Annotated in this window: 13 protein-coding genes; 5 read left to right on the forward strand and 8 right to left on the reverse strand. The window is 71.8% G+C overall.

Annotated features, from left to right (window positions below):
• The first annotated feature begins 7 nt into the window (after window positions 1-7).
• The 5 genes from ASD48_RS39080 to ASD48_RS39100 all read left to right on the forward strand — a co-directional run bounded on the left by ASD48_RS39080 (window position 8) and on the right by ASD48_RS39100 (window position 6,071).
• Window positions 8-967: an ABC transporter permease gene (locus ASD48_RS39080; protein WP_057606655.1), complete on the forward strand. Its 960-nt coding sequence runs from the start codon at window positions 8-10 to the stop codon at window positions 965-967.
• The gene (locus ASD48_RS39085) at window positions 964-1,962 is read left to right on the forward strand and encodes an ABC transporter permease (protein WP_107104509.1); all 999 of its coding nucleotides are present in this window, start codon (window positions 964-966) and stop codon (window positions 1,960-1,962) included. The genes ASD48_RS39080 and ASD48_RS39085 overlap by 4 nt, the downstream gene beginning before the upstream one ends.
• Window positions 1,963-2,435: 473 nt before the next feature.
• Window positions 2,436-4,088: an ABC transporter ATP-binding protein gene (locus tag ASD48_RS39090; RefSeq protein WP_057606793.1), complete on the forward strand. Its 1,653-nt coding sequence runs from the start codon at window positions 2,436-2,438 to the stop codon at window positions 4,086-4,088.
• Window positions 4,085-4,909, forward strand: coding sequence for a DUF1684 domain-containing protein (locus tag ASD48_RS39095; RefSeq protein WP_057606656.1), 825 nt, complete (start codon window positions 4,085-4,087; stop codon window positions 4,907-4,909). The genes ASD48_RS39090 and ASD48_RS39095 overlap by 4 nt, the downstream gene beginning before the upstream one ends.
• A 61-nt stretch (window positions 4,910-4,970) precedes the next feature.
• Window positions 4,971-6,071, forward strand: a complete 1,101-nt coding sequence (locus tag ASD48_RS39100) for an LLM class flavin-dependent oxidoreductase (protein ID WP_057606657.1) — start codon at window positions 4,971-4,973, stop codon at window positions 6,069-6,071.
• Window positions 6,072-6,096: 25 nt separating this feature from the next.
• On the opposite strand, the gene ASD48_RS39105 is transcribed toward ASD48_RS39100, so the two are convergent.
• The 8 genes from ASD48_RS39105 to urtA form a co-directional block, all read right to left on the reverse strand.
• A complete protein-coding gene (locus ASD48_RS39105; protein WP_057606658.1) occupies window positions 6,097-7,551 on the reverse strand; it encodes a WGR domain-containing protein in 1,455 nt (484 codons plus the stop codon).
• 156 nt (window positions 7,552-7,707) lie between these two features.
• Entirely contained in the window at window positions 7,708-8,829 is a 1,122-nt protein-coding gene (locus tag ASD48_RS39110) for an MASE1 domain-containing protein (RefSeq protein WP_057606659.1), read from the reverse strand.
• 50 nt (window positions 8,830-8,879) lie between these two features.
• The gene (locus ASD48_RS39115; protein WP_057606660.1) at window positions 8,880-9,728 is read right to left on the reverse strand and encodes a PP2C family protein-serine/threonine phosphatase; all 849 of its coding nucleotides are present in this window, start codon (window positions 9,726-9,728) and stop codon (window positions 8,880-8,882) included.
• A 272-nt stretch (window positions 9,729-10,000) separates the two neighbouring features.
• Complete coding sequence (gene urtE, locus ASD48_RS39120) at window positions 10,001-10,723, reverse strand: urea ABC transporter ATP-binding subunit UrtE (protein WP_057606661.1); 723 nt, start codon at window positions 10,721-10,723, stop codon at window positions 10,001-10,003.
• A 5-nt stretch (window positions 10,724-10,728) separates the two neighbouring features.
• Window positions 10,729-11,544, reverse strand: a complete 816-nt coding sequence (urtD, locus tag ASD48_RS39125; RefSeq protein ID WP_057606662.1) for an urea ABC transporter ATP-binding protein UrtD — start codon at window positions 11,542-11,544, stop codon at window positions 10,729-10,731.
• Window positions 11,541-12,638, reverse strand: coding sequence for an urea ABC transporter permease subunit UrtC (gene urtC, locus ASD48_RS39130; RefSeq protein ID WP_057606663.1), 1,098 nt, complete (start codon window positions 12,636-12,638; stop codon window positions 11,541-11,543). Before urtC ends, urtD begins: the two co-directional genes overlap by 4 nt.
• Window positions 12,635-13,522, reverse strand: a complete 888-nt coding sequence (gene urtB, locus ASD48_RS39135; RefSeq protein WP_057606664.1) for an urea ABC transporter permease subunit UrtB — start codon at window positions 13,520-13,522, stop codon at window positions 12,635-12,637. Before urtB ends, urtC begins: the two co-directional genes overlap by 4 nt.
• 148 nt (window positions 13,523-13,670) lie before the next feature.
• The gene (gene urtA / locus ASD48_RS39140) at window positions 13,671-14,927 is read right to left on the reverse strand and encodes an urea ABC transporter substrate-binding protein (RefSeq protein WP_057606665.1); all 1,257 of its coding nucleotides are present in this window, start codon (window positions 14,925-14,927) and stop codon (window positions 13,671-13,673) included.
• Between the last annotated feature and the right edge of the window lie 122 nt (window positions 14,928-15,049).

The following is a 15,049-nucleotide window of genomic DNA, read 5'->3' on the forward strand; positions in this document are numbered from 1 at the left end:
GGTCGGCATGCGTCTCTATGTGGTCAAGCGACTCGCGCAGGCCCTCGGGGTGCTCTGGGCGGCCTACACGGTGTCCTTCCTCGTCCTGGACTACCTGCCCGGTGACCCCGTCTCGGCGATGGCCGGCGCGGGAGCGGACACGGGCCAGGTCGATCCGGCCCAACTCGCCGCGCTGCGGCACGAGTACGGCTTCGACAAACCGATTCTCGCGCAGTACGCCGACTATCTCGGCAGGGCGGTGCGCGGCGACTTCGGCGACTCGGTGTCCACCGGCCGGCCGGTGACCTCGACGCTGGCCGACGCGCTGCCGCAGACCCTCCAGCTGACCGGGGCGGCGCTGCTCCTCGCGGTGTTCCTCGGCGGCGGGCTTGCGGTGCTGGCCACCTACACCAGCCGGCGCTGGTTGCGGCAACTGCTGCTGTCGCTGCCGCCGCTGGGGGTGTCGGTGCCCACGTTCTGGGTCGGGCTGGTCCTCGTGGAGCTGTTCTCCTTCCGGACGAGACTGTTCCCGGCGTTCGGCAACGACGGGCTGCGGGGCCTGGTGCTGCCTGCGGTGACGCTGGCGGTCCCGACCGGCGCGCTGGTGGCACAGGTGCTGGCCAAGAGCCTGCTCACCGCGCTGGACCAGGCCTATGTGGAGACCGCCCGGGCCAAGGGCGCCGGTCGGCTGCGCATCCATCTGCGGCACGCGCTGCGCAACGCCTCGCTGCCGGCCCTGACGGTCGTCGGACTGCTGGCCGGCCAGCTGATCGCCGGTTCGGTCGTCGTCGAGACGGTGTTCTCCCGCGACGGTCTGGGCCGGGTGACGGCAGCCGCGGTCACGGTCCAGGACATCCCGCTGGTCCAGGGGGTCGTGGTGTTCGGGGCGCTGATCTTCGTGGCGGCCAATCTGATCGTCGATCTCGTCTACCCGCTGCTCGACCCGCGGATCGTGGTGGCGGCGAGCAGGAAGGTGCGTCCCGCATGAGCCGGACCCTTGCCGACGGTGTCACCGCCGGAACTGCCGGAACCGCCGGAACGGCGGGCGCCGCAGGAACGGCCGAAGCGGTCGGACCGGTCGATGCCGTGGCCGGCCTGGCCCTGACCGTGGATCCAGGGGCCGACCCGGGCCCCGCGCATGCCGGACGTGGTGTCGGACCGCGGCGGTTCCTGCTGTTCCTGTTGCGCCGGCCCGGGCTGCTGGCCTCCGTCCTGGTGCTGGTTTTGGTGATCCTGGCCGCGTTCTGGCCAGGGCTGTTCACCTCGCAGGACCCGCTGCACGGGGTGCCCACGGAGAACTTCCGGAGTCCCGGCGGCGGTCACTGGTTCGGCACCGACGAGCTGGGACGCGACGTGTTCTCGCGTGTGGTGCACGGTGCCCAGCTGTCGCTGAAGGCGACCCTGATCGCGGTGGGGTTCGCGTTCGTGGTCGGCGGCCTCATCGGCCTGGTCGCCGGGTTCGTCGGCCGCTGGGTGGAGGACGTGCTGATGCGCTTCGTCGACGTACTGCTGTCGATCCCGTCGCTGTTCCTGTCCCTGGCTCTGGTCACCGCGCTGGGCTACGGAACGGTGAAGGTGGCCGTCGCGGTCGGCATCGCCAGCGTGGCCGGCTTCGCCCGGGTGACCCGCGCGGAGGTGCTGCGGGTGCGGCAGGCGGTCTTCGTCGAGGCCTCTCGCTCCTGCGGCGCCCGCTGGTACTCGGTGCTGGGCCGGCACGTCCTGCCCAACGCGGCGGGCCCGGTGATCGTGCTCGCCACCCTCGAGTTCGGCGCCGCCATCCTCGCCGTGTCGTCGCTGAGCTTCCTCGGCTACGGGGCGCCCCCACCGGCGCCGGAATGGGGCACGTTGATCTCCGACGGGCGCAACTACCTGGCCAACGCCTGGTGGCTCACCGCACTGCCCGGACTGGCGATCGCGGCCACGGGCCTCGCCACCAACCGCCTCGCGCGGGCGCTGGACGGCGAATGGTCCCGACAGCGATGACCGGCCCCACGACGAACGAGCCCGAGACGGACGTACCCGTGACGGAAGAAGCCGTGACCCACGAGACCGTGACCCACGAGTCCGCGGCCGACCACACCACGGCCGACCAGACCGTGTCCGACCAGGGCGTGTACGGCCACAGCCCGACCGGTCGCCCCAGGACCGACACGGCCACGACGAACCGGGCCGCGTCGGTCGCGGCCTCGGCCGAGGCCGCGACCGACGGAACCGCGGCGGAGAGGGCCGCAGCCGACGGAACCGCGACGGACAGGGCCGCGACGGCGGAGGCGGCAGGCGACGAGGTCGCCACCGACCACGCCACGACGGACCGGCCCGCCACCGACGCGGCCTCCACCGACGCTGCCGCCGCCACCGACCCGCCCGCCGCTTACGCGCCCCCCACGGGCAGGCTCGCCACCGGCAACGCCGCAACCAACGCCGCACCCGACGCCGCTTCAGCGGACGAGCCCGCGCTGCTGGAAGTGCGCGGCCTGTCCGTGTCGTATCGCACGCGTGGCGGCACCGTGCGCGCGGTGCGGGGCGTGGACCTCGACGTCTGGCCGGGGCAGGTCACCGCGGTGGTCGGCGAGTCGGGTTCCGGGAAGAGCACGACCGCGCACGCGATCACCCGGCTGCTGGCGGCCAACGGCGGCATCGACGCGGGCACCGTCCGCTTCGGCCGGCACGACCTCACCACGCTGTCGGAACGGGAGTTGCGCACCGTACGCGGCGCGGGGATCGGGCTGGTGCCGCAGGACCCGACGGTGTCGCTCAACCCCGTCAAACGCATCGGTGAGCAGGTCGCCGAGGTGCTGCGCATCCACGGGCTGGCGACCCGCCGCTCCGCCGCGTCGGCCGCGGTCGCGATCCTGGACCAGGCGGGACTGCCCGACGCGGCCACCCGTGCCCGGCAGTACCCGCACGAACTGTCCGGCGGCATGCGTCAACGGGCCCTGATCGCGGTCGCCATCGCCGCGAAACCGCAGCTGATCATCGCCGACGAGCCGACCAGCGCCCTCGACGTCACCGTGCAGCGCGTCATCCTCGACCACCTCCAGCAGCTCACCGAGGAGTCCGGCACCGCCGTGCTGCTGGTGACGCACGATCTCGGCGTGGCCGCCGACCGGGCGCAGCGGATCGTGGTCATGTCCGAGGGCCGGGTCGTCGAAGCCGGGCCCACCCGGGACGTCCTGGAAAACCCGCGGCACGCGTACACCCGGCGGCTGCTGGCCAGCGCGCCCAGCCTCACCACGGCCCGGCCGCGCGCCACGGCCGCGGTCACCGCGCCGGCTCCCGACCAGGCACCGCTGGTCGAGGCCCGCAACCTGGTCAAGGAGTTCCGGCTGCCCGCCGCCGCGGGCGCGGCCCGCACCCTGCGCGCGGTCGACGACGTCAGTCTCACCGTGCACCGCGGCCGGACGCTGGCCCTGGTCGGCGAATCCGGCTCGGGAAAGTCCACCACCGCCCGTCTGGTGCTGCGGCTCGTCGATCCGACCTCCGGGAGCGTCCTGTTCGACGGCGCCGATGTCACGACCGCCCGCGGGGCGGAGGCCCGGCAGCTGCGCCGGCGGGCCCAGCTCGTCTACCAGAACCCGTACGCCTCGCTGGATCCCCGGTTCTCGATCGGCGAGGTGATCACGGAGCCGCTGCGCGCGTTCCGGGTCGGCGACCGTGTCTCCCGGCTCGCCCGGGCCCGGGAGCTGCTCGACCGGGTAGCGTTGCCCGGCGCGGTGCTGGACCGTCGCCCGGCGGAACTGTCCGGCGGGCAGCGGCAGCGTGTCGCGATCGCCCGCGCCCTCGCGCTCTCGCCCGACCTGGTGGTGTGCGACGAACCGGTGTCCGCGCTCGACGTGTCGGTCCAGGCGCAGGTGCTCGAGCTGCTCGCCGAACTCCAGGCCGACACGGGAGTGGCCTACCTGTTCATCTCGCACGACCTGGCCGTCGTACGTCAGATCGCGCACCGGGTGGCCGTCATGCGGTCCGGACGCGTCGTCGAGACGGGCACCGCCGAGGACCTTTTCACCCATCCCAGGCACGACTACACCCGCGAACTGCTCGCGGCGATCCCCGGCGGCCGCCACGCGTCGTCAGGGGACCGGCCGCACCAACCGAAGGAGCACCTGTGACCGTTCAGGACACGTCGGCGGAACTCGAAACCTTCGTCCACGACTGGCAGGAGTGGCATCAGCGGCAGGAGGCGCGACTCGCCGACCCGCACGGATTCCTGGCGATCACCGGCCTGCACTGGCTGAGCGATCGGCCGGAACGCTTCCCGGACGCGCCGGGCTCGTGGTCCACCGGCGCCGACGGGATCGTCGTGGTCCTCGACGAGGGCGAGGAACTGGTCGTCGACGGAACCGCCGTCCGCGGCGAGCACCGCTTCGGAGTGATCCCGGAGCGCGGCGGGGTCGACGCCGTGTGGGGCGACGCCGTCATCGAGGTGGCCAAGCGCGGCGGGCAGGACATCATCCGCCCCCGGCATCCGGATGCCCCGCTGCGCACCGGCTTCACCGGCACACCGGCCTACGCCCCGCACCCGCGCTGGGTGGTGACCGGCCGTTACACGGCGTTCGACGAGCCCAGGCCGACCACCGTGGGTGCGGCGGTCGAGGGGCTGGAGCATGTGTACGACGCGCCGGGCCGGGTCGAGTTCGAGCTGGACGGGCGATCGCTGTCGCTGACCGCGTTCCCCGGGCACGGCCCGGGAAGTCTGCTCGTGCTGTTCACCGACGCGACCTCCGGGGTCACCACCTACGCGGCCAACCGGGCCCTCGCGCTGGACGCGCCCGCCGCCGACGGCACGGTCGTTGTGGACTTCAACCGGGCGGCGAACCTGCCGTGCGCCTACACCGATCTGGCCACCTGCCCGCTGCCGCCCGCGGAGAACCGGCTGCCCGTGCCGGTCGAGGCCGGCGAGAAGATCCCCCACGAGCGGGGCGGGTCCTGACCATCCAGCACCGAGCACCGAGCACCGATGAGCCGCCCCCGACCCTGAGGACTGGCACCGTATGAGCATCCCCTCCCTCACCTCGTTGGCCTTTCTCACCCCGGGCAACTTCGCCGACGACGATCCCTACACCGGTCTGGAGGAGACGCTTCAGCTGTTCGAATACGGCGAGCGGATCGGTTTCGACGGGGCCTGGGTGCGGCAGCGGCATCTCGAACACGGGGTGGGTTCGGCCGCGGTGTTCCTCGCCGCGGCGGGCCAGCGGACCGAGCGGGTCGAGCTGGGTACCGCGGTCATCCCGATCGGGTACGAGAGCCCGTTCCGGCTGGCCGAGGACCTGGCCCTGGCCGACGTGCTGTCCCGGGGCAGGCTTCAGGCGGGGTTCAGCACCGGCATGCCGCACGCCGAACTGCTCGGCGATCTGGTGTACGACGGGGACTGGCGCGGCTTCGACCTGTCGTACGGCAGGATCGCCCGCGTCGTCGACAACCTGCGCGGGGACTACCTCGGGGGTCCGGACACCGTGATCCGGTCGCCGGGCAACACCCAACGGCCGCGGCTGCAGCCGCACGACCCGGGCCTGCTGGACCGTGTCTGGTACGGCGGCGGCAGCCTGCGTTCGATCCGCTGGGCCGCAGAACACGGCCTGAACCTGCTGAGCGGCAACATCGTCACCGGTGAGGGCACCGACGACTTCACCACGGCCCAGCTCACCCTGCTCGCCGAGTACCGGCGCACGGTCTCCGCCGCTCGTCCGGCGCGGGTGGCGCTGGGCCGGGTGATCGTGCCGTTCGACAGCGCCGACGCCACCACCCGGGCCCGGTACCGGGAGTACGCGGCGGCCCGGCACGCGCGCACCCTGGCGCCGCAGGGCGGGAAGCGGACCCTGTTCGCGCCGGACGTGGTCGGGACGGCGGAGCAGATCCTGGAGCAGCTGGCCGCGGATCCCGTGGTGTCGGCCGTGTCGGAGCTGCGCCTGGAACTGCCGTACGAGTTCCATCGGGGCGACTACGAGCAGATCCTGCACGACGTCCGGCACCTGATCGCGCCGGAGCTGGGGTGGCGACCCGCCGGTGTCGCCACCCCGGCCACCCCGCCCGCACTGTCGGCCGTACCACCGGCCGCACCGCCCGTTGCCGCCCGGGGCGGCACCGGTCGGTGAGCGAGCCCGGGCGGGAACCATACGGTCAGAGCAGCCGCCGGATGTCACCGCGGACCCGGTAGAAGCCGCCGGCCGCCGTGTGCAGGGCGTCCACGACGTAGCGTGCCCCGGGCTCGCGTATCTCGCGCGGGAACTGGACGTTCCAGGACGTGTCGTAGCCGTCGGACACCACGTGCACCCGGACCCGGCCCGATTCCCGGACGCATTCGACGACGATCGACCCGGAGGGGGCCTGGGCCACGGTGGCCACCGTGGCCGCGGCCGTGGCGGGGGCGTACGTCGGCAGGGCCGCGGCGAGCTTGACGTCCCGCGCCACCGGCACCGTGCCCTGCTCGGCCGCGGTGACGGCCGCCTCGCTCGCGTCCACGCACACCAGCGAGCCGTCGGTGGTCACCAGGTACAGCCGTTCGTCGCGGTACTGCATCGACAGCGCCGAGCCGCCGCCCGTGCCGAGCTTCCACAGGCGCGTGCCGTCCCGGTCGAAGCAGTAGACGGACGACGACGCGTCGCCGGCGAACACGAAGCGCCCGTTGGGCGAGGTGGCGCAGGAGTACACCGCGCTGTCGCAGCCGTAGGTGGCCTCGACCGCGCCGGTGGCCTTCGACAGCCGCTGCACCACCTTGTGCGCGGTCCCCGCGAACAGGGCGTGTTCCTCCTGCCAGCCGAACAGGACGCCGCCGCGGGTGGGCGTGTGCCAGAGTTCGCCGCCGCCGTCGGGCGCGTAGGCGGTGACGCCCCGGTGGTGACCGTGGTAGACGGCGCGGTCGTCCGCGCGGACCATCCAGGCGTGCTCGCCCTGGCTGCGGCGGGCCCACTGGTGTTCGTCCTCGTGGTCGATGACGGTGAGCCGGCCGTCGCGGTCCGAGACGTTCAGCAGGCCTTCGTGGATGTCCAGCCAGAAGATGTCGACGTCCGCCGCGATGTCGTACGCCGCGAACGGCAGCTTCGAGGACAGGTCGTAGACCTTGCCGTCGTCGCAGCCCGCGTAGATCCAGAAGTCGTCGGCGACCAGGCACTTCACCCCGTCGGGCAGGCTGAAGCGGGCCAGCACGCCGCCCTCGTGGTCCAGGGTGTAGACATCACCGGACTGGTTGCCGACCCAGCAGCGGTCGTCGTCCACGTGGATGCCGAACGCCGAGGAACCGGTGCGGAACCGCCACAGCACCGGGGCCACGGCGCGCGCGGTGGACGGCGTCGAGGTCACCTGACGGCGGGTCACCGAACGCGGGGCACGCCCGCCCGCGACGGCCGGGGCGTACCCCTTGCGGACCTTCTCGCCGACCTTCCGCGCGGCGGCGGCGCGGGCCTTCTCGGCGGTGGGGAACGTCGTCGTCTGCAGCTGCCCGGTGGCGCCGATCCGCCCGTACCGCACCGTCACCACCACGCCGTCGACGGCCACTTCGTAGAACTTGTGGGCGCCGCCGCCGTCCTGCGACAGCTCCAGATACGTCGTCGACACGGTGCTGGACCCGGTAGCCATGACAAAACCCTCCCCAGGGTGGACCCGCGGCCGTTCCGGCGAGTCCCACTCCCTGAACCGTAGGCGCTGGCACTGACAATCACGTCGGCCGGTGCCCGGCCGACCCGCGTGCTGCGGCCCTCGTCCCGTGAGCCGGCCCGGCGCCGTAGGTGATCGTCACATCTGCGGTTCGTGTCCTTCGTGCCCCTGGTCCCTCTCGTGCTTCGCGCCCGTCGTGTCCTTCGCGCTCGTCGTGTCCTTCGTGCTCGTCGTGTGCTTCGGGTGGTCCTCGGCGTCCGGCGGGCCCGTCCCGTACTCGATGTCCTTCGTCGGTCGGCCTGGTGGGGGTTCGCCCGCGGTGAGGTGTTCCAGGACCTCGACCAGTTCCTGGCAGGCGCGTTCCACGGAGCGTCTGGTGTGGTGCTGTTCGGTGATCACCGCGGAGAGCAGCAGGGCGGTCAGGGCCATCGTGCCGTTGAAGGCCTGAAGCTTGATCATCACCTCGACGCGGCTCAGCCGTTCGAAGGGCCCGACGTTGTCCGTCGCGGCGACGGTGGCCATGACCGAGGTGAAGAGGGCGCACAGCATGCTGCCGGCGAGCTGGAAGCGCAGGGCCGCCCAGATCAGCATGGGGTAGACGAGGAAGAGCAGGCTGACGCGACTGTGGGTGGCCAGTGGGACGAGGGCGCCGGCGATGAGGGCGAGTCCTACGGCCTCCTTCCAGCGGGACAACCGCAGCGGCCGGGTGATCGTGTGCAGCACGAGCAGGACCGGTGTGACGATCAGTACGCCCATCGCGTCACCGACCCACCAGGCCAGCCAGACCGGCCAGAAGCTGTGCGCGGCGAGCTTGTCGGTGAGGACGAGGAGACCTACGCCGATGGTCGAGCTCAGCAGGGTCGCGGTGAGGGCGCCCAGGAAGACCAGCGCGAGGCCGTCGCGCAATCGGACGAGGTCGTTGCGGAAGCCCACCTTGCGGAGCATGAGGTACGCGCAGACGGGGGCGGCGGTGTTGCCGATCAGGTTGCCGATCACCACGGGCCGCAACGAGGTCAGGGACATGATGACGAAGAGGGCGCCGAGGGCGATGCCCGGCCAGGCGCGGATCCCGAGGAGCAGCAGACAGGCGACCGCCACGCCCGTGGGCGGCCAGATCGGGGTGAAGACCGCGCCCTCCACGACGAGCTCCCGCATGAGCCCCAGCCGCCCGGCGGCGTAGTAGCCCAGGGCTACGGCCAGCGTCTGCAAGGCGAAGACGGCTGACCGACGCAGATCCGGGGTACCCACCACAGCAGCCATCAGACACCTGCGCGACGCTGTCGGCGAGGCGAGACGCGCGGTGTCCGGCCCTATGGCTGAACCAGGGGGACGTCCGGCGCCGTCAGTCCGTCGTGTCCGACCACCAGCACGGCCGCGTCGTCCTCGTGTCCGACGCGCTCGGCGCCCTTGATCACCGCGGCGGCGAGGGAGTCCGCCGACATGCCCGCGACGGCGGCGATGCCGGCGAGCCGTACGACCTGGTCGAGGCCCTCGTCGACGTTCAGGGTCGGCCCCTCCACCACGCCGTCCGTGAGCAGGACGAACACTCCGCCCTTGGTGAGCCGGTAACGGGTGACCGGGTAGTCCATGCCCTCCTGGACCCCCAGAGGCGGGCCGCACTCGTCCTCGGCTACGCCGGACTTGCCGTCCGCCGTGGCCCAGACACATGGGATGTGCCCGGCCCTGGCGCTCTCCAGGACCCCCGTGGCGGGGTCGAGCCGCATGAAGGTGCAGGTGGCGAAGAGATCACTGCCGAGGGAGAGGAGCAGGTCGTTGGTGCGGGCGAGGAGCTCGCCGGGCTCGCCGGTGACGGAGGCGAGGGCCCGTAGACCGACCCGCACCTGACCCATGAACGCGGTCGCCTCTATGTTGTGGCCCTGGACGTCGCCGATGGACAGGCCGATGCGCCCGTCCGGCATCGCGAAGGCGTCGTACCAGTCGCCGCCCACGTTGAGGCCGTAGCAGGCGGGGGCGTACTGCACGGCCAGGCGGAAGCCGGGTGCCGCGGGCAGGTCCCTGGGCAGCATGCCGCGCTGGAGGGCGAGAGCCAGCTCTACGCGGGAGCGTTGCAGCTCCGCGCGCTCGCGCGCCTGGGCGGTCAGCGAACCGAGTCTGGCCAGCAGCTCGTCGCCGTCGTCCGTGGGGCGCTTGCGGGACATTGATCACTCCGGCGGGACGGCAGCTCGTCGGGAGGGCAGCCCCATCGGGCAAACCTCATATTTTACCTTTAGAGGATGATACCGGCCCTGAGGCGCGGCCCGACGGGGACGCGGTCGCACAGTTCTTCGACGCCCGCCGCGGGACGGGTCGCACAGTCCGTCGACGACCTCCGCGGAACCCCCGCGCCGAGATGCACCGGACCTCGCCCCCGCGGGCCTGGGAGCCCGCGCCGGGCCGCCTCACGTGCGGCACCGGCACGGGTCCTGCGGGCTCACACGCTGAGCGCCGCCCGTACGGTCTGCTCGGCGCCCGTTCCACCCTCGCCCGAGGAGGTCACCCGGCCCGCCTCCAGCACGTAGTAGCGCTGGGCGGCCCGCATGGCGAAGCCCACGTGCTGTTCGACGAGGAGGACGGAGAGTCCGCCACGCCGGGCGAGCGCCAGGATCGTCTCCTCGATCTCGGCCACGACGGAGGGCTGGATGCCCTCGGTCGGTTCGTCGAGCAGGAGCAGCCTCGGCCGGGTGACCAGGGCGCGGGCGATGGCGAGCTGCTGACGCTGGCCGCCGGAGAGCAGGCCGGCCCGGCGGCCGGACAGCTCGCGCAGGACGGGGAACAGATCCAGTGCCTCGGCGATCGCCTCCTTCCCGCCCCCGCCGCCCGGCCGGCCCGGCGCGGTCCTCGGACGGCCGTCCGCGACCAGTTGGAGGTTCTCGGCGGTGGTGAGGTGCGGGAAGGACTGCTGGCCCTGCGGGACGTACGCCATACCGCGGGCGACCCGCTGGTGCGGGGCGAGCCGGGTGATGTCCTCGCCGTCGAGCAGGACGGTCCCGCCGGCCGGCTTGATCAGGCCCATGGCGGCGCGCAGCAGGGTGCTCTTGCCGGCCCCGTTGTGCCCGAGCACGGCCGCGACGCCGTCATCGGGGACGGTGACGGTCACGCCGTGCAGCACGGTGGTGCGGTCGTAGCCCGCCCGGACGGTGTCGATCTCCAGCATGGGCTTCACGCCTCCTCGGCGACGGACGCGGCAGCAGGGGCTGGCGGGGCTGCGGGGGCGGGTGCGGGCAGGGAGGCGGGCTCGGGTTCGGAGGCGCGCCCGAGGTAGACCTCCTGGACCTTGGCGTCGGCCTGGACCTCGGCGACGGAGCCCTCGCTGAGCACCTTGCCGGCGTGCAGGACGCTGACGCTGCGGGCGTAGGCGCGCATGAAGTCCATGTCGTGCTCGATGACGACGACCGTGCGGTCCTCGCTCACCCGCCGCAGCAGCTCGCCGGTGGCCTCGCGTTCGTCGTGGCTCATGCCGGCGACGGGCTCGTCCAGCAGGAGCAGCCGTACGTCCTGGACGAGCAGCATGCCGATCTCCAGCCACTGTTTCTGCCCGTGGGCGAGCACCCCGGCGGGGCGGTCGCCCAGGTGGCCGAGGCCGATGGTCTCCAGGGCCCTGGCGACCGGCTCGGGCACGTCCTTGCGGCGCCGCAGCATGGTCCGGAATCCGCGGCCGGCGCCGGCGGCGATGTCCAGGTTCTGCACGACGGTCAGCTCCTCGAAGACCGTCGCCGTCTGGAACGTACGCCCGATCCCCAGCCGGGCGATCTTCTGCACGGGCTTGCCCAGCAGGTCCTGGTCGCCGAAACGGACCGCCCCGGTCGCCTTGACCAGCCCGGTGACCGCGTCCACGAGAGTGGTCTTGCCCGCGCCGTTCGGGCCGATGAGGAAACGCAGGTCGCCGGGGCGGATGTCCAGGTCGACGCCGTCGACGGCGGTGAACCCGTCGAACGTCACCCGCAGGTCGCGCACGGTCAGTCCCTCGCCGCTCATGCTGTCTCTCCAGTCGCAGGGGTACGGGTGCGGCGCCGCCGCAGGACGACGCCGAGGGAGGCGAGGCCGCCGGGCAGGAAGCCGACCGCGAGGACGAAGAGCAGACCCTGGAGGTACGTCCACGCGCCGGGGAAGGCGTCGGAGAGCGTGCTCTGCGCCCAGGCGACGGCGATCGCGCCGAGCACCGCGCCCACCAGCGAGGCCCGGCCGCCGACCGCTGCGCCGATCACGAAGCCGATGGACGGCACGATCCCGATCAGCGCCGGCGAGATGATCCCCACCGCCGGGACGAAAAGAGCCCCGGCCAGGCCCGCCATGCCGGCGGCGACGACGTACGCGACGAGTTTGACGTTGGCCGGGTCGTAGCCGAGGAAGCGGACCCGCTCCTCGGAGTCGCGTACGGCGACGAGGAGTTCGCCGTAGCGGCTGACGAACAACTGGCGGGCGGCCGCCATCAGCAGGAGCAGCACGGCGGCGGTGACGAGGTACACCATCCGCTGGTTGACGGGGTCGTCCAGCGAATAGCCGAAGAAGCCCTGGATGTCGGTGAGTCCGTTGGTGCCGCCGGTGGTGGCCTGTTGGCCGATCAGCCAGATGGACAGGGCTGCCGCCAGGGCCTGGCTGAGGATCGCGAAGTAGGCGCCCTTGACCCGGCGTCGGAAGACGAGGAAGCCGAGCGGTGCGGCGACCGCCATGGGCAGCAGTACGGTCATGGCGAGCGCGAAGACCGGGTTGCCGAACGGCTTCCACCACCAGGGCAGGGCGTCGCCGGTGCCGTACAGCTGCATGAAGTCGGGCAGTGTCTCGCCGGTCGCGGCCGCGTCGGCGAGTTTGAGGTGCATGGCCATGGCGTAGCCGCCGAGGCCGAAGAAGACACCCTGGCCGAGCACCATGAGCCCGCCGCGGCCCCAGGCGAGGCTCACTCCCACGGCCACGATCGCGTAACACAGGTACTTGGCGAGGAGCGAGAGGCGGAAGTCGGAGAGGGCGAGCGGGGCCACACCGAGCAGGAGGACGGCGCCGAGGGCGAAGGCGCCGGGGACACGCAGACGTGCCGTCAGCGGTGCGGGCGGGGTCTCGGTGATCGTCGTCATGCCAGGCTCCGGGTGCGCAGTGTGTACAGGCCCTGGGGTCGCCACTGGAGGAAGGCGACGATCGCCACGAGCACGACGACCTTGGCGACGCTGACGGTCGTCGAGTACTCCAGGACCGACTGGAGGACGCCGAGCGCGAAGGCGGTGATGACACTCCCCTTGAGCTGCCCGATCCCGCCCACGACGACGACCAGGAAGGCGTCGACGATGTAGTTGGTGCCCATCGTCGGGCCGATCGGACCGACCAGGGTGAGCGCGACGCCGGCCACGCCCGCGAGGCCCGAGCCGACGAAGAAGGTCACACGGTCGACCCGGCCGGTGGCGATGCCGGACACCTCGGCGAGGTCGCGGTTCTGCACGACGGCCCGGATCCGGCGGCCGAGCGGGGTGAGCCGCAGGACGATCGTGAGGACGAGGACGCTGAGCAGTGCCAGGCCGAGGATGAACAGGCGACTGCTGGCGAAGGTGATGCCGCCGCCCATCGACAGGTTGCCGGTGAGCAGGTCCGGGGCGTGGGTCTGCACGTTGGGGGCGCCGAAGACGTCCCGGGCGAGCTGCTGGAGCATCAGGGAGACGCCCCAGGTGACCAGCAGGGTGTCCAGCGGGCGGGTGTAGAGGCGCCGGATGAGCAGCCACTCCAGCAGCGCGCCCATGGCGCCGGCCACCAGGAAGGCCACCGGCAGGGCGACGAGCAGCGAGACACCCGCGCCGCTGACGGACTTCTGGAGAACGTAGGTGGTGTAGGCGCCGGTCATGATGAACTCGCCGTGCGCCATGTTGATCACGCCCATCTGACCGAAGGTCAGGGTCAGACCGAGCGCGATGAGCAGCAGGACCGCACCGATGCTGATGCCGGTGAAGGACTGGTTGAGGATGACCGTCATGAAGCGGCTCCTGGTCGGGACGGGGGTGCGGGCGGGGCCGGGGGGCGTGACCCGGCCCCTGGATGGGGCCGGGTCCCACCGCGGGAGCGGGAGTGGGCCGGATCAGGGGGCGGGACCGGCCCGGCCGGGCGTCGGGACCGGGCGGGGATCAGGACAGGCCGGAGGCCCAGTCGTAGCCCTTGAGGTACGGGTCCGGCTTGATCGGACCGCCCGAGTTCCAGACCTCGGTGATCAGGCCGTCCGCGCCGACCTTGCCGATCCGGGCCGTCTTGTGGACGTGCTGGCTCGCGCCGTCGACCGTGACCTTGCCCTCGGGGGCGTCGAACGTGATGCCGTCCGAGGCCGCCTTGACCTTGGCGACGTCGAAGGAGCCGGCCTTCTCCACCATCGCCTTCCAGAGGTACACGGAGATGTAGGCGGCCTCCATCGGGTCACTGGTCGGCTTGTCCTTGCCGTACTCGGCCTGGTAGGCCGCCACGAACTTCGTGTTGGCCGCGCCGGGTGTCGTCTCGTAGTAGTTCCACGCGGTCAGCTGGTCCTGGAGGTACTGGGTGCCGATGCTCTTCACCTCTTCCTCGGCGATGGAGACCGACAGCACCGGCATGCTCTTCGCCGTCAGCCCGGAGGACTTGTACTCCTTGAAGAAGGCCACGTTGCTGTCGCCGTTGAGGGTGTTGAACACGGCGTCCGCGCCGGAGTCCTTGACCTTGTTGACGATGGTGCCGAATTCCGTGGACCCGAGCGGCGCGTAGTCCTCGCCGACCACGCTCATTCCCTTGGCCTTCGCATAGGCCTTGATGATCTTGTTGGCGGTGCGCGGGAACACATAGTCGCTGCCGACCAGGTAAAGCTTGGTCAGGCCCTGCTTCTTGAGATAGTCGAGGGCCGGGACGATCTGCTGGTTGGTGGTCGCGCCGATGTAGAAGATGTACGGCGACTCCTCCAGGCCCTCGTACTGCACGGGATAGAACAGCGGCGACTTGTACCGTTCGAAGACCGGTTTGACGGCCTTGCGGCTGGCCGAGGTCCAGCAGCCGAAGGTGGCCGCGACCTTGTCGTCCTTGATCAGGGCCTCGGCCTTCTCCGCGAAGGTGGGCCAGTCGGAGGCGCCGTCCTGGCTGACGGCCTTGAGCTTCTTGCCGAGCACGCCACCGGCCGCGTTGATCTCCTTGACGGCGAGCAACAGGGCGTTGTGGACGGTGACTTCACTGATGGCCATGGTGCCCGACAGGGAGTTCAGCAGACCGACCTTGACCGTGCTGCCGGAGGTGTCGGCGGAGGCGCCGGGCGCGTCCGTCGAGGAGCCTTCACCCGTCTTGGCGCCACAGGCGCTGAGGGCGGCGGAGGCGCCGACCGCCGAGATACCGGCCAGCAGGCCACGCCTGCTGATGCTGAGCCCGGACATACAAAACCTCCATGCCCCGAAGGGCGGTGCGAAGGGAGCGGAAGGACTCTGGGGAGAAAGGGGATCCAACGCGCCTCGGTGGCCGCGGCGTTGGCGCACAGCCTGCGAGGAAACTGTTTCCG

Origin of the sequence: Streptomyces sp. Root1310, from assembly GCF_001426425.1 — a bacterium.
In the GTDB taxonomy this organism is placed as follows: Bacteria; Actinomycetota; Actinomycetes; order Streptomycetales; family Streptomycetaceae; genus Streptomyces.